The organism is Flavobacterium sp. LB2P53 (assembly GCF_003970305.1).
Taxonomy (GTDB): domain Bacteria; phylum Bacteroidota; class Bacteroidia; order Flavobacteriales; family Flavobacteriaceae; genus Flavobacterium.
In genome coordinates, this window is record NZ_RYDG01000011.1 from 19686 (window position 1) to 39936 (window position 20251).

Genomic DNA, 20251 nt, shown 5'->3' on the forward strand with positions numbered 1-20251 from the left:
TATTGCAAACCCTAAGAAAAGGCCTTCAGCTAACGGCCATTTTGAGCTAGCTGGAGTTTAGTGGAATTACCGTTTCACATCAAGTTTTCGTTAAACCGAAAATTGAAATAAATAGAAAAACCGAAAGTATAACAGCTACTAAAACAGATTTGGGCATTTGGCTTAATTGAAAGTTGGTTTTGCATTTGGGATGATTTGGCAAATTAGAATAACAAAGTAGTGTACCTAAAGCAGTCATTACAATCAAGTAATATGAATTGACAATGAATTATTTTAACTTTATAACTAACTAAAATTTGAAATTATGGCACTTAAACCAGGACCTAAAAGAACAGCAACATCAACAGGAAAACCCGACCAACGTCAACGTGATAATAAAAGTACACCAGGGAATACACCCTCGTTGAAACCGTCCAAAAGTTCAGAAAAAAAGTAAATTTATGATTATTTGAATGGACGAATTTTTAAAAGGTATTATCTTATAAAGTGTGAAAGTTAAAAAGTTAAGGCTTGGATTTTATAATCTAAGCCTTTTTTCAAATATAAGAGTAAATTGGTTTAAAACTATTTCCAATTTTATTGGTGGTATTATTTGCAAATTCTAGTGAAATTGACAACCCAATTCCAATTCAAAATGACCAGCTAAAAGCTAACCAAAATATCCAAACCCTTGTCTATTCACTTCTCTCACCACCTCAACTTTATCAATATAGTTCGTCATAGTCACCTTCCCCGATTTTTGATAACCCATACTTTCAACAAAACCAGTTTTTATATGTAATTTGGTTAAAAATGTTTTTCTTAAATGTTTCAAAGTAAACTTATTTGAGATTTGTGCTTTATTCCGATAAAACGTAAACGAATCACTCAATTGGACCGCTATGGTTTTCCTTTTTATCTTCTCATCACCAGCAATCAAATACTTATCCGCCCCCAAATTCTCTTTATAATTCAATCGAATCAACAAATTCTCCAATTCCTTGGTACACGGAATCAATACCTTTTTAGGTTCTTTGGTGTTGTTCCAGTTATGAGCTCTATCAAATTTTAAATCTGTCCCAATTAAATGTTCAATTTTACCATCACTACCCAAAACAATATCAGAATACTTTAAAATCATTGATTCTTCAATTCGCATTCCAGTGAACGCAACCAATTCAATCGCATCCCTCGTATAAGGTCTGTACATATTCTTTCTTTCACCTGTTTTGAAAATATGAACGGTATCAACATCTGATATAGCATCCAACAACTTGATAAAATCATCATCATTAACGCTAATCGGATTCGCATTTTCATATTTTAGATTGACATCCTTGAAGAAATTTGGAATTAAATATCCCTTTTTATCTATCAAAAAGCTATTAAAATTCTTCAATGCTTTGGTGTTGTGATTATAAGTTGATGTTGATTTGCACAATGGTTCTAAATATTCGTAATACTTACCGACAATTACATCATCCAAATCATAGATTTTAAACTTGTTTAGATTGATAGAATTAGCCTGCAAAAAATCCGTGAAATTCAAAACATAGCGAACAGTTGATTTAACATAACCATTGGAACGGATAATTTGTAGGTGTTTCGGCACATCAACATTTTCTAACCAATCACTATACATCATTATACATTCTTTCAACAATTCATGTTTAACTTCTGCTTTTGGCGAAGGGGTTACAAATTTAAATGGGGTTGATAATTGATTTTTGAATTCTAATAATTCTGCTACTGCATCATCATACTCCAATGCTTTCAAATCCCTTGTTTTACGGATTCCATTTAGCTTGATTATTGCTTTGTATTTCTGACGTTCTATCGGGTGACCACAGCCCTTATATGAGGCTTGCGACACCTCAATCAGCTTATTACATTTCTTGCAAACTATATGCAATCCAGTAAATTTTTTATATTTGAGTATTTTCATTTTTCTGATATTAATTTTAATGCGAGTGTAATTTATTTTGGTGACCCACCAAATAATTTTGCGGATAATTTACCTTTTGGAACATATCCTGTTTTTTCTTTAATTGTATTTGTTGTATTCAAATCCAACATTTTATACAACTCACCTTTATTATATGCCTCATAATATTCAATCCAACTATCACCATGTTTTAGTTTTAATTCTTTTATCAGAGGCATATTATAAGCTAGTTCAAATTCATTTTCATTTACAAATTCTCCAGATGAATTTCTATATATCGGCAAATGGCTATTTATACACCAAGTGCGAATACTTCTTTTATCTTTTCTATTTATCAGATTAGATAAATTACTGAGATACATTCTGTTTTTTAGTGTTGAGTGCATTTGCTACTTTGTATTTGTTATTGAGTTTTTATAATTGAAAATAACGCATTTGAAATTTTTTCTTTGATTTCTCCAGTATTGCTATCTATAATTGTGTGCGTTTTATCAAATTGGAACAGATTTTATTATTATTTTTTAGATATTAAGCTGTTTCTTTTCAAATTGTTTTAACGTTTCATAATTATCAAGTGTCACATCTCCAAACTTTATTTTTTTGATTTTAAGGTATTCATTTAAGTCGTAACAGTTAAGTTGAAATAAATCTGTAACTGCATCATTTTTGTCTATTGTAAAAAGTTTCAATTGTGTCCCTAGTCCAGAATAACTCAAGTTAACACCATGAATGTTTTCGAAAAGGTCTTCATTGTCAAATTCAAGAGTTTTTATTTCCCATATATTCTCATTGTAATAAAAGAATTTGTCCAATGCCTTTTTATCTACAGTATATAAGGCTTCAAATTCTGAATCATCTGAAATTAATTGTTTTGCAAATTCTAATTTTCTTTTGGTCAAGTATTCATGTACATTAAAATCTATATTGGTTGAAGTAGTTTCCACACCTTTTTCAAGAGACTCTTTTTTAAGATTATCTTCTTGGTTAACTTCGATTATACCATCACTTTCGTTTGATATCTGTTCAAAAAAATCGGTATCTTTTTCAATGAATTCTAACTTTGGTACTTCAGAAAGAACTTCTTGGATAAAATTCCAGTTGATATTTATAATTCTTCTTTTTATCAACTCACCATTTTTATTTTTTTTCGAAAAGGTTATACAGTTGATATAATTTTTTTTTTCCAAATGTGGTATCGATTTCTCAATTTGAGTTATATCCAAAAATGTATGTTTGCTTATCCATTTGTTTGAATAGGTTATTTTTATATTGCTTTTATCATAATGAATGAGTTTCCTTAGTACGGATTCATGCACCCTAGTTATGTGGTATTTTTTATCTTTTGACATTGGTGACATGGACCAATATAACACATCAGAATAGGTGGTTTTAATTCCTTTTGTTTCTTGTTTTTTCATTTTATATGAATTTATTTTTTTGTTATAGTTGTGGATTATTCCTCTTTTCTAATGATAATATCAATTACTTTTTAGTAAGGGATAAATTGTGTTTTTAATTCCATTTTGTCTTTTGGTTGAGATGAATTGTCTTTTATCAAGGATGTTTTGGTTGAAGTCATTACCGAATTATATTATTTTTACTATACTATAATACTTTTATCTAAATTGAAAAAGAAAACCTAAATTGAAAATAGAAACCTATTCTCCTTTTTGAAAATTTGTAACTTATAAATTTCTTTATTTATTAAATTTCATATTTCAATAATTAGAAAAATTAAAAGAATAATCTCAACTAGAATAATTGTGAAGCAACTTGAATACCATTGTTAAATTATAGTTTTATAAAAGATAATATCAACTGATAATCTTCTAAACAAAACCAATTCAACTAAATTTATTTAAAAGGGTCTTTAGAAGAAAAATATCAACGAAAAACCCTTTTAAATAAGAACATTCTCAACCTTGCGGAGCAGTTTACTCAATTCCTTTACAGTTGTCCAATCAACTGAAAGAACAGCTGTAGGCCCCCAAATGCCACCCCCACTTTCGCGGGTGCCATTCAAAATTTATTGGCAGTTAAATTCAATAAAGATTATATAATACTTTCATCCTTTAGCTTTTTTAAAGTATTATTAAAACCTTTTAGTGTGAATGACATTACAATTGGAAAATCATTTATATCAATACCAACTGATTTCAGTGCTTCATGATAATTATCCATATTTTTAATGTTTAAACCAAAATTATTAAAATACCAGATATTAAATTCTGTTCTATTTTCTAGTTTTTTTAGATTCTCAATTGAATCTTCTACTTTTTTGAAAATTTCTTTTTTCATTTTTTTTTATTTTTTAAGGTTAATAATATTCACTAGAAACCTAGGCCCACATAAAATGAGCTACTTAAATTTCAGTTTTTTATTTGATTTACTTCTGCCCAGACTTGGAAAGTCGTTTTGTTTTATTTAGAGAATCGTTCTTAGACTCTCTATTTTAATACCTCTATGAAAATTGAAAATCCAATTAGATTATCAATCATAAAGGTCTATTTCAACTATGCAACTACTTTAAATCTCATTTTAAATAATTTGTCATAATCCTCTACGGTCATATCCATTATTAATGAATTAGGCCCGTCATTTGAATTGATGTAAACTCTTATAGCCATACTGCCATCTTCGTTTTTATGATACATCTGCAGTTGGACTGGGTAGGCAAAATCCATTTCATCACTTAGGATGCCTTCTTTAACTAATTCATCAATATCCAAAATTCTATTAAATTTTGCTTTGATTGTGTTTTGATTAATCGTTCTTAGTTCTTCAACTGTTACTGTTTTTAATTTTTTCATTTTTGTTTTCATTTTTGTTTGTTTTAGATTATTTGTTTTTGTTTACTTATTGGAAATTCTCTAATCATTAAGTCATCTGGAATTACTTTAATCTTATCAATCTGTTTAAAAAAGAATGGGACTCCTTTAGTTTTACAATCATCTCTAATCAATCTGGCCCAATCACAATCAAAAGGTCTTTTCCCATGACCGCTTTCACCACCACTAATTACCCAATCAACTAAATCCAATAAAACTTTATCAGTACCATCATTAATCTTGGCTATCATGTCAATTCTATCCAATTGAGGCTCGACAGAAAGAAACCTAAGACCATTAACCTTCGCTAGTTGAACAATCAATTTATCCGCAGTTTCTTGGTTCACTGGTGATGTCCCAAACATTACATTTTTTGGTGGATTTTTCTTCCAGCTTTCTGGAATGTATTTATTAATGTTTGATGGCCTCTTACTGAGCAACAGGAACATAAGATTTGGCGAATTTGGCACCACTTCATTAAAAAACTTATCTCTCAATTGCCCTGTATTCCAAAATTCGCTCTCTGTTTCACTATATGGAATTCCTTTGTGGTCCACTAGTGGCATCGGTTTTTCAAAAATATCCATCATTGAACCCACAAAAACTCTATGAATTTCCCCTTCAGCTGCTGCCTGTTTTTGATATTTCTCGATTTCTTTCCATACATTTTGTATTAATCGTCTTGGTTTGTCATTTCCCCAAACATCTTTACCGTAGCGTTTAGCTAAAGCTAATGCGTAGCAATTATCACATCCAGCATGCACTTTTGTACAACCCCACCATAAATTTGCTGTGTGGTGAGTCCATTCTATTTTACTATTTTCAGCCATGTTTTTTATTTATTAATTAAGGCACAAGAAGTTGACTACCCAGTTGATGGGCAAAAAAATCTTCCTATAAAATTTGTTGTTATATCTTTTCAGAATTGAAAAGATGATTCGATTAGTTTATTAATCTACTTGTTTTAATTCTGCTCCATTTCCCCCTTTTTGCATCTTTGAATTGTATCCATTTTTTAACAATTCATCAAATTGTCTTCTAGTCAACATCCCTGTTCCACTTGTTAATATGTCATGATACATGTTTGACTCTGCATATAAAGCATATATACCCTCACCCTTTCCAGAATTTGATTTGGAAGTTCTTTTAAGTTTATCATATTCCTCTCCAGTTAAGAATAAAAGCTTGGCATAGTTTCCGTTTAAACTTGGGATTACTACACTGATTAATTGGAAATCATTTTCTGTTATTTTCATTGAATTTTTCATAGTTACAAATTTTAAGTTTGGACAGTTCTATTCCTGTCCATGTTTAGCATAGATTTTTTTTGTTTAAATAAATTGTTTTTGATTGTTTGCTTTCTCGAAACGGAAAGGCTTTATTGCTTCATTAAATTACTATACTGTAAATAATGTTTAATTTCAAATTCGAAACTTGAAAGTGTTAGTAGGATTGAGATAAATCTCCCGAAATTCTCAATTTGAGTTTTATCTCCTTGTGATAATTCTTAATTTTTATGTCATATTTATCTATTTTTTTCTTATAAATCATTCTTTTTATTAGATATAGCTTCGCCTATATACCTTTATAGTAAATTTTAATTGATAATAAAATTTGATTATATCTTAATGGATTAATTTCTTAGTAGTGTCGATGCTTCCAGAATTCTTCGGTCGTATTTGCAACATCTTTCCTGAATAAATAGCGGGATAGTTTTTCTTTGTCCATAAGAATACTTAACATCTCTATTTCAGTTTTGGGGTCTGGGTCAAACAAATCGAAACTAAATTTAATTTCTTCATTCGGCTCAAGTTCTAATAGCTTAATCGTATCGTTTACCGTTCTATGTCCCATATATTTTGAAATTGCAATAAAAACTTTCTTTGTGCAATTGTATTTATTGACCATATCTCTACCCCAAGCAATTTCAAATGTGTTAGTTTTTAGTTCTCTGAATTTTAACTCCAAATATGTTGATGAAAGAACTTCTAATCTAAATTGCTCATAGAGTTTATTCAACTCTCGATTTAGACTTGATGTTGTTAAAACTTTACCTGTTTTAACATTAATATAAATTGGTGCATCGACATCTCTTGAATGGTAATCAAATATATTTATGTACACTTCCCTAGTGTATCGTTGAATAAAATAACTTAATTTTATGGTTCTGCTATCTTCCTTTTTTTCATTATGAAGGATTAATTCATCTCTGCTAGGAAAGTTATCTGCTAAGTCAACATGTAAAGAACCATCATCATTAATAAAATCATTCCATGTTAACTTCAATAACGAACCAATTTTTATCCCAAAACATGAACCATGAATACAGAGTAAGCCATATCCACGTTCTCCTTTATTAACAAGCCACATACCAAACATTACAAGGCTTTCGGTTGACCAGATTAAATCTTTATCATTTTTATTCATTACTGCTGTATTTTCATTATTATAATGCAAATATAGAAGTTTTTTGCTTATAAAAAAAGTTTTTTTCAACATTTTTATGAAAATACAGCAAATCAACAAAAGGGTTCATGTAACAAATTTACATGAACCCTTATAAACATTGATTTAGCCTACTAATTAATAACTTTAAAATAAACAGTTTTTTAGCAACAATTACGCATTACCATGTTGAATAAGCATCGCTAATTTTTTTTCATATCATCAAATTATTAATATCTAAATACTAAGGCTATCGTAAACATCAAATAATTCTTTTTCTTTAATCCCTAAATACCGTTTTGTAATCTGGATGTTGCTGTGGTTAAATAGTTCTGACAATAACACAAGACTTTTTTCGGAATAATTATTTATTTCCCAGATTCTACGACCAAATGACTTACGAAGGCTATGCGTACTAGGATTTTCAGTTTTGATAGAATATTTGGTAAAAATCTCTTTTAATTTGGTATTCACCCATTGAACATTGATTTGCTTGGTTCCGTATTTATTTACAAATACAAATTGCTCAATGCTTGCTTCACCCATCGCTATATAAGTACTTTTTATTAAACTCTGTAAATCTTGATTGATTTTAATTTTTCTGAATTTACCAGTTTTCATTTCGTGTAACTCAATTATATCTTTATCTAATAATTGATTCCATGTCAAAGAAAGTATATCAGAAATACGAAGTCCCGTAAATGCACCTGTACCAATAAGTAATGAAAATTTATATTCTCCGTCACGTTGAAGTTTCAGAACTAAATTTGTTAAGTCATTCCATTGAATAAACCCAGTTGTAGTTTTTTGTCCTTTAAGTGCCATGATTTCTATTGTTAATTATTATACCACGAGTGTAAGAGGAAAATATGACATTTACCAGGTTTTATGAGTATAAATGATAGTTGATTTTAATAATATTTTTACAATTTAATTTAATTACTTGATTTACAGCACTTTATGTGTTTTATCAACTATCACTTAGAATAAAAGTGATGGTTGGATTTTGTTTTTGCCAAAAATCACAAAAGTCTTACACATTAGGTAAGACTTTACTATTTTAAGATTATTCATTAATAAATTACTTCCCTTCTACCCAATCGATAACTGGAACCAACATATCACAATAGGCTCTTTCGAATGTTTTGACAGTTTCCCGTTTTTTATTAATAAACACAATTGTATAGTCATCCGCCCATCTTAGGCAAACTTTCACCCATCCTTGATGAGTAAGGCCATTCACTTGAAAAGCTAGGCCACCTTGGAATTCTTTACTTTCTCCGATTGCTGCGAAATTTTGTGCTCCCCAAGTCATCAGTGCTGAACGGTCCGCATATTTAATTTGTTCAAGTATTGTTTTAGCTATTTCCATTGTTTGTGTCGTTGTGCTCATATCTTAAATTGTTTGTACACCACGAGTGTACAAGGAAATTTGTTCCTGCGCCAGGTTTTATCAAATTATTTTCACTTTTTTTTAGCTCTGTATCCCCTTTAAACAGGGAGATAGTGGAAATAATTGGTTTTTCTCCAGTGCAAAAAATGTTCTTTTCCCCATGGCGTAATATTTATTATAAAACAATGAATATGAAACCAACAAAAAACAAATCAATCAATGTCCTTTCTCTATTTGATGGGATTAGCTGTGCCAAATTAGCATTAGATAAAGCTGGAATTAGAATAAGTAACTACTATAGTTCGGAAATAGATAAATCAGCGTTAGCTATTCAGAACTATCATTATTCGGGTGATACAAGTTTTCACCAAATAGGAGATGTTAAAGATGTTGATATAATAGATTACCCAAATGTTGACCTTGTAATCTTTGGTAGCCCATGTACGCAATTGTCAAGCGTAAATTCTAAAGACCGTTCTGGATTGGATGGTCCAGATTCTAGTCTGTTTTATGAAGCTATAAGAATACTCCATGATTTAAAAAAATATCAACACAGAACTAAAAAATTACATTTTATAATGGAGAATGTAGCTTCGATGGATACAAAAAACCGAAAGTTAATTACTAGTGAACTTGAAAATATTTTTGGTGATGAAGTATATATGATAAAAATTAATTCATCTCTTATTGCTCCTTCGCACCGAAGAAGATTATACTGGACCAATATTCCAGACATAACAATTCCAGAACCAATTGAATTTAAGTTTTCGGATATTATTCATAATGGATATGTTGAAAAAGAAAAAGCCAATGTATTATTATCGGGAAATGTAACTTTAACCAATGGGATTTTTAGACACTATAAAATGAACCTCGGCAACGTTATATATAAGGATAAAGAATTTGCAGATTTATCTATTGAACAAAAGTTACTGGAATATCCATTTATTCTTAACAAATCTGGTTATGTTGGGAAGTCTAGGTCAGCATTTGGAGAATATGATTTTCCTAACAAATGCTATCGCTTGCCTTCTGTCTTGGAATCCGAACGATTAATGACTATTCGAGACGGATACGTTTCAGATGTTCCGAATGTATCTAAAACCAATAAATTGAAGGCAATTGGATTAGCGATGACAGTTGATGTTGTGGCTGTATTATTAGAAAAATTAAAGGGCGATAATAATATTGCGAAAGTTGAAAATGCCTGTAGGTCTTGATACCATTGGGACTAAGAGGCCATTCAATATAAAAAAGGACACTATAAGGGGTTTTATAAAGTTCCTTATAGTATCCTTTTTAAATAAAAAAACTTCTGTATCCCTTGTTATAACTGAGCTGAGTCGCATTCCAACTTTCGCATTTGTGCTTTTTATTAATAAAACCCACAAAATACCCTTGACTTATCAAAATAAAAGAAGTAAAATTAAACATAATCAAACTAACACCTTGTTGAGGTGAGATTATCTGGTTCCAACTGGGGATAAGCTCCCAGTTGGCCTCTATCCAGAACCAAAAAGAGGAATAACATAAAAATAGAGATAACATGAAAAATGAATCCAAAAAAACAATTCAATCGCTACATCCCAAGTCTAATTAAGGATGAGCTTGACCAATTAACACATCCAAGAAAAGATAATCTTTACACCATTATCGATTTAATAAATCGAAAAGAAATATACTACAAAAGTGACCTTCAAAGAACTTATGGCTATACTGAAATAGCATTGGCCCAGTTTAAAGAGTTGTTACCAACCAGTAATAATTTAAATGAAGACATACAATTCTTAATTGACAACAACTTCATAAGAAGAAATAATTTTTACACTATTGGTGCAAAATGTAAAAGCTATAAAATCTCATCCGAATATTTAGGCAAAACTATTGGAATCAAAATACAAAACATCAATATCAACAAAAGGATAGCCAAACAAATTGAGAAAAATAAACGAATGAAAGTTAAAAGTCTTGAGTTTGCAAAAAGTGAATATTACAAAACATTCAAGGTTGACATTGATGGTGCCAATAAGGCAATCCTTAATAAAACAATTCAAGAGTTTAAAAATCTTTGTTTGAGCCTAGAATTTATATTGTCAGAAAAGCAAATGCGAGATATTATTGATTGCAAAAAAGAATCTTTAAAAAACAGAATGCTAATTATTATCAGAAAAGAAGGCAAGGAGCTCCATGATATACTTCATAGATACATGATTTATTCAACTAGGATAAATGCTATCAATGATGGTTTCTTGTTCTTCAAACGGAACAAAACAAACGGTCGTTTGGACTCCAATCTGACATCATTACCAAGTTTCTTGAGGCCTTTTATTATTTCAAATGAACCTTTGATGAATGTAGACATAAAGAACTCTCAGCCTTATTTTTTGTACACTTTAATCCAAAACAAACCAGAAATTGACACAGAAGAATTATCAAAATATAAGGATTTGGTAATTGACGGAACGATATACGAATTCTTGGTTAAAAAGTATAAGATTTATACTGGCATCGAAAGAACACGAAACCAGATGAAAGAAATGTTATTCAAGGTCTACTATTCAAAAAATAGTTCGTTTGAAAAACTTAAGCAGTTTTTTGGATGGCAGTTCCCTAGTATTATGGCTTACATAAATAAGACAAATTCCGTTGAACACAATACTCTATCTATTCAACTGCAAACCATAGAATCTTACTCAATCCTAGACGTTATAATGCCATTGCTTGAAGAAAAAGGCATTAGGCCATTTACTATTCATGATAGTTTCGTATGCAAGGAATCTGAAACTAAAACAATCGAGGAAGTTTTTACCAAAAAACTAATTGAACTATATGGAATCGCTCCATCATTACATTTGGATTATATTGAAAAAGTTGAAGATGATGAAGACGATGAAAAAACGGTATTTGATGACGCTTTTTTTGATGAAATGAATTCTTGGGATGATGATGAATCAAACGATTATTAAGGGGGGGGGGATGGGTCCTTCCCCCGTCAAAAACAGAATAAATTTTTAACATAAAAAATTCTCGTTACCAGCTAGCCATGCACATAAAAAGAATATCCGTATACTAGCCCTTGATTATTCAAAAAAAATCGATTTATTTTTTTTTAAGACAAAATTCAAAAAAAAATTTCCATATAAAATTCTGCAAAAAAATTGACATATCAATCTTTTACACGTACCATAAGGGACTAGACCAGCCCGTTTCTGCTCCATCGATTCAAGTTGATTGCATTACTAAAAACTAGATATAATCTATGCTGTGTGCGAGCCGCAGCCTCGTTTTAATGGATTATTTATTTTTCCATGAGCGTTTGTGCTTTTGGAGTGATATTTATCATTAAATAAAAGATATGAAACTAAAGCTGACTGCTAAACAAATGAGAATGTTACTCGATAAAATAGGTGTACCTAAAGGTAAGGTATTGACAACAACAGCTAGAATTTTAGATAAGATTTATCAAAAAAATAAAATAATTTAAAAGCAAAATAAATCCTAAAAGCCACTTATTTTTCAATAAAATCTAAAAATGTAATAGCGTCTCTGAACAAATAATTTGTCGCTCCTTTTTCAAATGGATAATGATTTTCAAACACTTCATTTAATTTGTTTTTTGTGAAATCAATATCAAATTGCCCCTTAACTAGTGAAAATACAGACTCTAAAATTCTTTTAATATTCTCTTCGTTTTCAATTTCAAATTCTTCTTTATTTTGAAAATAATTTAAATAAGTATTTCTTGATGGTCCGTATTTAGTGAGTTTATTTAAAGTGAATCTATTTCTATGATTTTCAGATTTCTTATCAAAATTAATTCTTTCTATTAGCAATTTTCGAACAAAACCCACAATTTTAACATTTGAAAGAAACTGTTTTCCTTCCGCAATTGTTGGATACATTCTTTTAATTAGAAAATAAAACGGATAATGTGAAGTGTTTCCTTGACAAATGAATTTAAGAAGTTCATCTGGTCTTAAATCTTGCAAGTTAAGAAGGTAGGCTTTATAAATATCCTCTTCATAAATTACGGTAGTTTTTTTAATTACCCTAGCTAATTCTGGAATATTACCAATAATCCTAACAGCTGGTTGACCTTCTTCTTGAATAGAAAATCTATCAATAATTTTAATTTGACTTAATAAGTTTTCATCTAAAAGAAAAGTATTGTTTTCGCTAATTATTTCACCGCTTACAGAATTTAACAAATGTATATTTTCAATACCGATTTTACCGATATTTTCAAATAATTTCATCCATTTATTTGATTCAACTTCTTTAACCTCTTCAATTAATTTTAGTAAATCTCCCGATTTAATTTTAGTTGATTTGGCTCCATAACGAAAGTAAATGTCTGATGAAAAAGTTTTAGCACTATCTTTATTACATATAATTGGTCTGTATTTACTATTAAAAGCGTAAAGAACTCCTATAGTAAGTCCTCTAAAGTTAAAAGTAGTTCTTTCAAAATGAATAGAAGGTGTGAATAATTCATTAATATAGTTTGTAATATCTGCATCATCAATATCCTCAAAATTTGAGATGCCAATGATTTTATGAGGTTTATCTTCAATCCCAAAAAACAAAGCTCCACCTTTATTATTTGAAAAAGCAGCCAACGATTTACAATATCCAGAACGTGCTTTTTCATTTTTCCAATCAAAGACACTTTTGAATTCTATCCAATGAGACTCCCTTCGTTTAAGGATGTTATTAGCATCCGCTATTTCAAAAAAATTACTCAACCAATCATCTGTTAATATTTCAGTCATATTATTGAATTTAGCTTATATATCACCCCAAAAAGGTGAAGGATAAAACAATAGAATCTTATTGTTAAATTACAGAATAGTTCTGTTATCTACTAGTGAAAAATTAAAATCCAAAAACAATGAAAATTTAGCTAGGTAGTCTATGCTAAAACTAAACTTTCCATTTTCTATTTTGGAAATTGTGGTACGGTTTACGCCCATGATTTCTGCTAACTCATCTTGACTATAACCTCTTTTTTCTCTGATTCCACGAATATTCTGTCCCATTTTTAAGCGACTGTTATGGATGTAATTTTCAATTGAATCCTTTTCTAATTGAGAGTCTCTATTTACCATTTTTACGCTTCCGTTATTTGTCTGGTGATAATTTCAATAGCTTCTTCTTTACTAACTGTATTGCCAAACTCTTGCAACGATTCATCGTCTTTGTAAACGCCATTTCGGTCATTCCAACAAAGCCATTCTATTAAATCTAATCTTGACCAAGAATTTAATTCTGTTTCCAAAGCATCGTCTCTCAATTCCATCAGTTTATAGTATGGATGGTTTAGTTTTTCTTCGTCATTTATAAATGTGCTCATGATGATTGGATTTTAATTTTGTTGTTTTTAAATTTTTTATTCTGGATTAACATTTAAAGTACCTAAGTGCTCTTTGCCATTTTTATCAACTACTGTAAGATAAACATTGGTTTCAACTCCATTAATGCCATTTGTCAAATCTAAATTAATTTTTTGTTCATTGACACTAATCACTTTTCCATCTACTTGGGAATAGTCTGATTTGTTTATGGTAACATAATGTCCAATTAAATCTTGTGTACTAACCTCGACAACCTCTAAATCATTTAAACGAACTGTATTGATTGGTGGAAAAGCTAAACCTGTGTTAAGTGCTTGAATATCGGCTCTAGGTCTTTCGTCATCTTCAATTACTTCAATAACCACATAAAGTTGTTCTGGATTCTCTCCTTCTAATGGAGTATGAAATTTTACTATTTGTCCTTGTTTATTTGGTTTCATATATTGATTATTTGTCTTTCTAAATCCTAAACAAATATAGGTAAAAAGATAAACATGTGCAATATATTGAACATTTAATTAAAGATTTTTAAATCAAAATATTGTTCATATTTGAATACTTTTGTAAACAGATTAATTTTATTAAAATACTGGAATGAGTAAAAAGATTAAAGTAGCAGAATTGTTTGCGGGTGTTGGTGGTTTTAGGCTTGGCTTAGAGGGCTGGAATAACAAATCAGCTACAAGTGGATATGAAAAAGAGCTGAATTCTGAATATGAAGTTGTATGGAGCAATCAATGGGAACCTTCGACTAAAGCACAACACGCTTCAATCGTTTATGAGAGTAGATGGGGTAAATTAAATCATAGTAATGAAGATATAGCATCTGTTGACGTGACTACAATACCAGACCATGATTTGCTTGTAGGCGGATTTCCTTGTCAAGATTATTCAGTTGCAACAACTTTAAAAAACTCAAAAGGATTAATAGGAAAAAAAGGAGTGTTATGGTGGTCTATTCATAAAATTTTGAACGAAAAAGAGAATAAACCAAGGTTTTTATTTCTTGAAAATGTTGATAGATTATTGATTTCCCCTTCTAATCAAAGAGGTAGAGATTTTGCAATTATTCTTCAAAGTTTAAATGAATTAGGTTATGCAGTTGAATGGAGAGTAATCAATGCTGCAGAATATGGATTACCTCAAAGAAGGAGAAGAGTTTTTATACTAGCTTATCATAAAACATCCGAAATCTACAATCAAATTTTGGAATCTACTCCAATTGAATGGATTCTTGATAAGGGGACAATAGCTGACGCTTTTTCAATTTCTGTTGAAAATAGAAAAAACTATAAATCATTCAAATTAAAGGGTGATATTGTTGACATTTCAAATGAATTTAATAAAGGTGGCAATAAAAGTTTATTTGAGAATACAGGCATAATGATTAATGGAGAGGTTAGTACTATAAAATCCGTTCCAAGTTACGAAGGAGCGCATACTATTCTTAGAGATATAATATTATCTGGAAAAGTTGAAGATGATTTTTACATAAACGAGAATGAACTAGATAAATGGATTTATTTAAAAGGAGCTAAAAGTCATTCAAAAGTTAACGCCCAAGGTTTTGAGTATAAATATAGTGAAGGCAGTATGAGTTTTCCAGACCCTTTGGAAAAGTCTTCAAGAACAATAATAACTGGTGAGGGCGGTAAGTCCCCTTCCAGATTTAAACATGTAATCAATACAAAAGAAGGATATAGAAGATTAATGCCTGTTGAATTAGAACGTCTAAATATGTTTCCAGACAATCACACCAAACTTGATGCTATTTTAGATACGAAAAGAGCTTTTTTTATGGGAAATGCTTTAGTTGTGGGAGTCATTGAAAAGATAGGTACTTCATTACAAAAAAAAATAGATGGAACATTTTGAAACAGTTGAAGATTTAGTGCTATATTATAAAAATTTTGAAGATTTTAATTTAAAAGAATTACGTGATTATGTAACTGCAACTTATCCTAAAATAGCCCTTAAAACCAATAAAGGAATTGCTGGTCAAGTACTTGAAGCTATTATTGGAAATGCACCTAATTCAAATCCTAATTCTGATGTTAAAGGAATTAATGTTGAATTAAAAGTTCTTCCATTAAGAAAAATCAGTAATCAGATTCAACCAAAAGAGCGGTCTAAAATTAAATCACTTAATTATAATAAAATTATTAATGAGGAATGGAGTACTTCTGAAGTAAGAGGAAAAATGGAAAAGATTCTTTTTCTTCTTTATGAACATCCAACTGGAAAAACATTTAATGATTGGGAAGAATTTATTTTTAGAGGAACACTTTTATATGAAATCATAAATGAGAATGAAAACATAGTTCAAGAAGATTGGGAACAAATTAAACATAAAGTTATTTCTGAAATAGCTGAAAACATTTCAGAGGGAGACGGTAAGATTTTAGGAGCTTGCACATCTGGAACTGGTAAGTTGATTACTTATGGAAACGATAAAAAGGCGAAGCAAAGAAGCTATAGCTTAAAGCATAGTTACATGAAATTTTTCTTTGAGCAAAAAAAGCAAAAACAAAAATTTGCGTCATTAAAGCTAGAAGCAAATGTTACTCCACAAGATTTCGTTTTAAAGAAACTTAATAAAGAATTGCAAGGCCAAAATTTAGAAACTGTCGTTAATAAATTTAATGTGGATTTCTCTCCTAAAGCAAAATCTTCTTTTCGCCTCTTAATAAATAGAGTTTTTAACATCGCTGACAATCAGAAAATACTTGAATTAGAAGAAAATGGTATAGAAATTAAAACGGTGCCTGTCAGTCCACAAAATAAGCCATGGGAAGCAATGTCTTTTCCTAAATTTAGTTTGGTAGATTTGATTGAAGAGAAATGGGATATTGATGAAGACGAAAATAATGGCGAAGCAGTTTTCAAAAACATTATATCTAATGGATTCATTTTTATCCCAATCATTAAAGAAAAAGAAAAATATGCTTTAGGCGGGGAAACAAAATATAGGTACAAAGATTGGAAAACATGGACAATTGGAGAATCTATTTATTGGAAAGCTTCTGATGCAGAATTATCAATTATTGAGATTGAATGGGAACAAGCAAAAAAAATTGTGACCAAGGGAGTTGTTGTAGAAACTGTCAAACATGGCTCTAAGCAAGTGCAAGAAAATAATCTCTTAAAATCTAGTAAGACAAAAGTTATACACATACGCCCCCATGCCAAAGATTCTAATGATATAGATTTACATTATTACAAGTTTACGAATAAGGCAATTAGTATCTCTTGGCAAAGTTTTTGGTTAAATAAAACGTTTATTGAGCAAATCATTACCCCTAAATAAGGAAAGATAGTATTTGAAAAAAATACATTTTTCGTAGAAAATCATGGTATCGTTAGTTTATCCACGCTAATGGAATGTATCAATTTAATTTTCGTGTTTAAGAAAATTTCAACTTTTGCTAAGTGTCCTTAACAAGTGGAAAAATGCTAAAAAATGCTACATTTTTCATTTTTTAAATTTTGCAATATCTTGATTTTTAATAACAAACACGAGTATTATCATTACTGTTAATCAGCGGGTACTTGGTTTTAGTATAAAAGGGACACATAGTATTATTTACTCTAGCATATTTCTTTCTTTTAAAAAATCAAAAATTAACTTATCGACCTCTGATATTTTATCTTTATCGGAATAAGACAGCCAAATAATTTCTTCAATTTCTGAATTAGCTTTTAGTAAACCAGTATAACTTGCCGAATAACAAGTCATTTTAACAAACATATCTGCAATATGCCCATGAGCGTGAGCTTGAAATACTCCAATAAATTTAAGAGTGTCTGAATTTAACTCTACACTAAGCTCTTCTTTAATTTCACGACACAACGCCTGTTCGTCTGTCTCATCATATTCTCTTTTACCCCCTGGAATATAATATTTATTCTTGCCAAAAGATTTTGTAGATAGAATTTTCTTGTTTACAATTTCAATCCAAGCTAGCTTATCAATTATTTTCATTTATCATGGTTTTAACATCAACTTTGTTATAGTTTCCAAAATAACTAAATACATTTTCACTACAACCTTTTTATCTAAATAATTTTAAAGATTGCTGCTGAGGTTTTTGATAGTCCATAGAAACTGTTACTTAAGTATGAATATAATTTGACCAAAAACACAATAAAATATTCTCATAATCTAAGTGTACTTAATGAGTGGCAAAATGCTTTAAAATGTATGTTTTTGCAACACTTAAAAAAACACAACCCCAGTAAAAATGGAGTTTTTATTAATATGGTTCCTACTGGCAGGCAAGAGGTGATCGGTTCGAATCCGATATTCTCCACAAAACAAAACCGTAAAATCTTTTAATTAAGAGTTTACGGTTTTTTATTTTTAGAAATTATCTGATTACTTTTTAAGACTGCTAAAAACTATTTTGGATATTCAATTTTTCCTACTTGTCGCATCACGCGTACAATTTTAGCTTTTCGCCTGTTGATATACGTGGAAGAACTAGTCGCCGAATATTTTCTTGGATTGGGTAATATCGCGGCTATTCCTGCAGCCTGGATTAGTGTTAAACTGGAAGCATCTTTTCGATACCAATGTTCGGTGGCTGCTTGAGCTCCATAGACACCATTCCCCATTTCGATACTGTTCAAGTAGACTTCCATAATGCGTTCCTTTCCCCAAATGATTTCAATCAGAAGAGTGAAATATGCTTCCAATCCTTTTCTCAAATAACTGCGGCCTTGCCAAAGAAATACGTTTTTGGCCGTTTGTTGTGATATTGTGCTTCCTCCTTTTATTCTTCGGCCTCGTTCATTGCTTTTATACGCTTTTTGCATGGCTACAAAATCAAAACCATTATGTTTCAGGAACGTTCCATCTTCACTGGCAATCACGGCTTTTTGAAGATTCATCGAGATGTTTTCAATAGGTTCCCAGTCGTGGCTGAAGAAAACTTCTTTTCCTGCAGTTTTATTTTCAATTGCACGAATCACCATTAATGGGGTAAACGGAACGGGTACAAATTTAAAAAATACCACAAAAAATAAAGAGAGTCCGATGAACCACAACAATATTTTGAATAAAAAACGAATTAGTTTGCTCATAAAAGAGGTTGTTTCTTTTTTAATGGGTTGTTTTGATTTCCTGGGTGTTATTTTCGTTGCCATTATACTAAATCTGCTAATTCTGTTCCAATTAAACTCCCTATTGCCACTCCCATTCCACCCAATCGTACACCGCAATAGACATTATCTGACAGTTGTGAAACGATAGGACTTTTGCTGTTACCAACACCCATAATGCCGCTCCAACGGTGTGCAATTTGGAAATCCTGATTCGGCAAAATTACTTCTTTTAATAATTGTTCCAATTTATTTTGGACAATTTCTGTTTGTCCAAATTCAGTTGTATTTTCCGTTTCAAAATCCAGATTTCTTCCTCCGCCCAGTAGTATTCTATCGCCAATATTCCTAAAATAATAATACCCTCTGTCCAAGTGAAAAGTTCCTTTTATATTTAAGTTTTTGATAGGCTCCGTAATTAAAACTTGTGCTCTGGCCGGTTTAACCGCACCATTTGTCAATGTATTAGCAAAACCATTTGTAGCAAACAGTATTTTCTGGGTATTAAAACTAAAATCAGTAAGTGCCACTTCCACTTTATTCCCGTTGTCGAAATAGGAGGTAACGGTTTGTTGATTCAGGATTAAAATATTTTTAGAAACCGCTTCTTTCAACAACGCCTGCATCATATTTCCGGTATCTATTTGTGCTTCAAACGGATTGAAAACTAAATATTCCTGTATCCCGCTAAACCCAAAACAGTTTACTTCCATGGCGAAAAAATCGGCTTTGAAAAGTGGTCTTAAGATTTCATTGATAAATGGTAATTTTCCAGCACATTCATTATAGCTACTTTCATCTGCTTTTAAAAACAACTCATATCCGCCGTATGGCTTGAAATCTATCGTGTCATCACCCAATCTTTTTCGCAACAACTGCAAGCCTTGCCACCGTTTTTGAACGAGATGAATGACTTCCTCTTCCGAGTGGGATTTTAAATCATCGATGATTTCTGAGAGACTTCCAAAACAAGCAAAACCGGCATTTTTAGTACTCGCGCCCTGCGGCAACATTCCTTTTTCCAACACTAGAATTTTGCTTTCAGGGAATCTTTCGCGCAAGCGTAATGCAGCATGTAAGCCCACAATACCGCTTCCTACGATGGTATAATTTACATCAGTAAACCAGTTTTTCAACTCCCAATAGCTCAAATCCATGTTTAAATATTTTTATAAAAATAATAATTTTTTGGAGCTAATACCGCTAT

23 protein-coding genes are annotated in these 20251 nt (G+C 30.6%); 6 read left to right on the forward strand and 17 right to left on the reverse strand.

Going from position 1 to position 20251, the window contains the following annotated elements; all coding sequences use genetic code 11:
- The first annotated feature begins 304 nt into the window (after nt 1-304).
- Nucleotides 305-436, forward strand: coding sequence for a hypothetical protein (locus EKL95_RS15330; RefSeq protein WP_255416249.1), 132 nt, complete (start codon nt 305-307; stop codon nt 434-436).
- Nucleotides 437-649: 213 nt separating this feature from the next.
- On the opposite strand, the gene EKL95_RS12700 is transcribed toward EKL95_RS15330, so the two are convergent.
- From EKL95_RS12700 to EKL95_RS12745, 10 genes are all read right to left on the reverse strand, one after another.
- Nucleotides 650-1924, reverse strand: a complete 1275-nt coding sequence (locus tag EKL95_RS12700; RefSeq protein WP_126564350.1) for a hypothetical protein — start codon at nt 1922-1924, stop codon at nt 650-652.
- 32 nt (nt 1925-1956) lie between these two features.
- Nucleotides 1957-2310, reverse strand: a complete 354-nt coding sequence (locus tag EKL95_RS12705; RefSeq protein ID WP_126564351.1) for a hypothetical protein — start codon at nt 2308-2310, stop codon at nt 1957-1959.
- A gap of 135 nt (nt 2311-2445) precedes the next feature.
- On the reverse strand, nt 2446-3342 hold the full coding sequence (locus EKL95_RS12710) for a hypothetical protein (protein WP_126564352.1): 897 nt from the start codon (nt 3340-3342) through the stop codon (nt 2446-2448).
- A 634-nt stretch (nt 3343-3976) separates the two neighbouring features.
- Nucleotides 3977-4222, reverse strand: coding sequence for a hypothetical protein (locus EKL95_RS12715; RefSeq protein ID WP_126564353.1), 246 nt, complete (start codon nt 4220-4222; stop codon nt 3977-3979).
- A gap of 215 nt (nt 4223-4437) precedes the next feature.
- The gene (locus EKL95_RS12720) at nt 4438-4746 is read right to left on the reverse strand and encodes a hypothetical protein (RefSeq protein ID WP_126564354.1); all 309 of its coding nucleotides are present in this window, start codon (nt 4744-4746) and stop codon (nt 4438-4440) included.
- An 11-nt stretch (nt 4747-4757) separates the two neighbouring features.
- A complete protein-coding gene (locus tag EKL95_RS12725) occupies nt 4758-5582 on the reverse strand; it encodes a DUF5131 family protein (RefSeq protein ID WP_126564355.1) in 825 nt (274 codons plus the stop codon).
- A gap of 120 nt (nt 5583-5702) precedes the next feature.
- Complete coding sequence (locus EKL95_RS12730) at nt 5703-6020, reverse strand: hypothetical protein (RefSeq protein WP_126564356.1); 318 nt, start codon at nt 6018-6020, stop codon at nt 5703-5705.
- Between the two features lie 373 nt (nt 6021-6393).
- Nucleotides 6394-7251 carry a hypothetical protein gene (locus EKL95_RS12735; protein WP_126564357.1) on the reverse strand — a complete coding sequence of 286 codons (858 nt, stop codon included), beginning with the start codon at nt 7249-7251 and terminating at the stop codon, nt 6394-6396.
- Between the two features lie 183 nt (nt 7252-7434).
- Nucleotides 7435-8022, reverse strand: a complete 588-nt coding sequence (locus EKL95_RS12740; RefSeq protein WP_126564358.1) for a tyrosine-type recombinase/integrase — start codon at nt 8020-8022, stop codon at nt 7435-7437.
- A 256-nt stretch (nt 8023-8278) separates the two neighbouring features.
- The gene (locus EKL95_RS12745; RefSeq protein WP_126564359.1) at nt 8279-8590 is read right to left on the reverse strand and encodes a hypothetical protein; all 312 of its coding nucleotides are present in this window, start codon (nt 8588-8590) and stop codon (nt 8279-8281) included.
- A 191-nt stretch (nt 8591-8781) separates the two neighbouring features.
- On the opposite strand from EKL95_RS12745, the gene EKL95_RS12750 reads away from it, so the two are divergent.
- The 3 genes from EKL95_RS12750 to EKL95_RS15335 all read left to right on the forward strand — a co-directional run bounded on the left by EKL95_RS12750 (nt 8782) and on the right by EKL95_RS15335 (nt 12074).
- Complete coding sequence (locus tag EKL95_RS12750) at nt 8782-9810, forward strand: DNA cytosine methyltransferase (protein WP_158614863.1); 1029 nt, start codon at nt 8782-8784, stop codon at nt 9808-9810.
- Nucleotides 9811-10143: 333 nt separating this feature from the next.
- On the forward strand, nt 10144-11556 hold the full coding sequence (locus EKL95_RS12755; RefSeq protein ID WP_126564361.1) for a hypothetical protein: 1413 nt from the start codon (nt 10144-10146) through the stop codon (nt 11554-11556).
- A 389-nt stretch (nt 11557-11945) separates the two neighbouring features.
- Nucleotides 11946-12074 carry a hypothetical protein gene (locus EKL95_RS15335; RefSeq protein WP_255416250.1) on the forward strand — a complete coding sequence of 43 codons (129 nt, stop codon included), beginning with the start codon at nt 11946-11948 and terminating at the stop codon, nt 12072-12074.
- Nucleotides 12075-12099: 25 nt separating this feature from the next.
- Here EKL95_RS15335 and EKL95_RS12760 read toward each other — a convergent pair whose 3' ends face one another.
- The 4 genes from EKL95_RS12760 to EKL95_RS12775 all read right to left on the reverse strand — a co-directional run bounded on the left by EKL95_RS12760 (nt 12100) and on the right by EKL95_RS12775 (nt 14384).
- Entirely contained in the window at nt 12100-13362 is a 1263-nt protein-coding gene (locus tag EKL95_RS12760; RefSeq protein WP_126564362.1) for an ATP-binding protein, read from the reverse strand.
- Nucleotides 13363-13431: 69 nt separating this feature from the next.
- The gene (locus EKL95_RS12765; RefSeq protein ID WP_126564363.1) at nt 13432-13698 is read right to left on the reverse strand and encodes a helix-turn-helix transcriptional regulator; all 267 of its coding nucleotides are present in this window, start codon (nt 13696-13698) and stop codon (nt 13432-13434) included.
- Nucleotides 13699-13700: 2 nt separating this feature from the next.
- Entirely contained in the window at nt 13701-13943 is a 243-nt protein-coding gene (locus EKL95_RS12770) for a hypothetical protein (protein WP_126564364.1), read from the reverse strand.
- A gap of 36 nt (nt 13944-13979) precedes the next feature.
- On the reverse strand, nt 13980-14384 hold the full coding sequence (locus EKL95_RS12775) for a hypothetical protein (RefSeq protein WP_126564365.1): 405 nt from the start codon (nt 14382-14384) through the stop codon (nt 13980-13982).
- Between the two features lie 154 nt (nt 14385-14538).
- Here EKL95_RS12775 and dcm point away from each other — a divergent pair, with 154 nt between their 5' ends.
- Entirely contained in the window at nt 14539-15819 is a 1281-nt protein-coding gene (gene dcm / locus EKL95_RS12780) for a DNA (cytosine-5-)-methyltransferase (protein WP_126564366.1), read from the forward strand.
- Nucleotides 15806-17251, forward strand: coding sequence for a MutH/Sau3AI family endonuclease (locus tag EKL95_RS12785; protein WP_126564367.1), 1446 nt, complete (start codon nt 15806-15808; stop codon nt 17249-17251). Before dcm ends, EKL95_RS12785 begins: the two co-directional genes overlap by 14 nt.
- Before the next feature lie 276 nt (nt 17252-17527).
- Here the strand turns inward: EKL95_RS12785 and EKL95_RS12790 are convergent, their stop codons facing one another.
- From EKL95_RS12790 to EKL95_RS12800, 3 genes are all read right to left on the reverse strand, one after another.
- The gene (locus tag EKL95_RS12790) at nt 17528-17926 is read right to left on the reverse strand and encodes an NUDIX hydrolase (RefSeq protein WP_126564368.1); all 399 of its coding nucleotides are present in this window, start codon (nt 17924-17926) and stop codon (nt 17528-17530) included.
- Nucleotides 17927-18342: 416 nt separating this feature from the next.
- The gene (mtgA, locus tag EKL95_RS12795) at nt 18343-19089 is read right to left on the reverse strand and encodes a monofunctional biosynthetic peptidoglycan transglycosylase (protein ID WP_126515202.1); all 747 of its coding nucleotides are present in this window, start codon (nt 19087-19089) and stop codon (nt 18343-18345) included.
- A complete protein-coding gene (locus EKL95_RS12800) occupies nt 19089-20201 on the reverse strand; it encodes an NAD(P)/FAD-dependent oxidoreductase (RefSeq protein WP_126564369.1) in 1113 nt (370 codons plus the stop codon). The genes mtgA and EKL95_RS12800 overlap by 1 nt, the downstream gene beginning before the upstream one ends.
- Between the last annotated feature and the right edge of the window lie 50 nt (nt 20202-20251).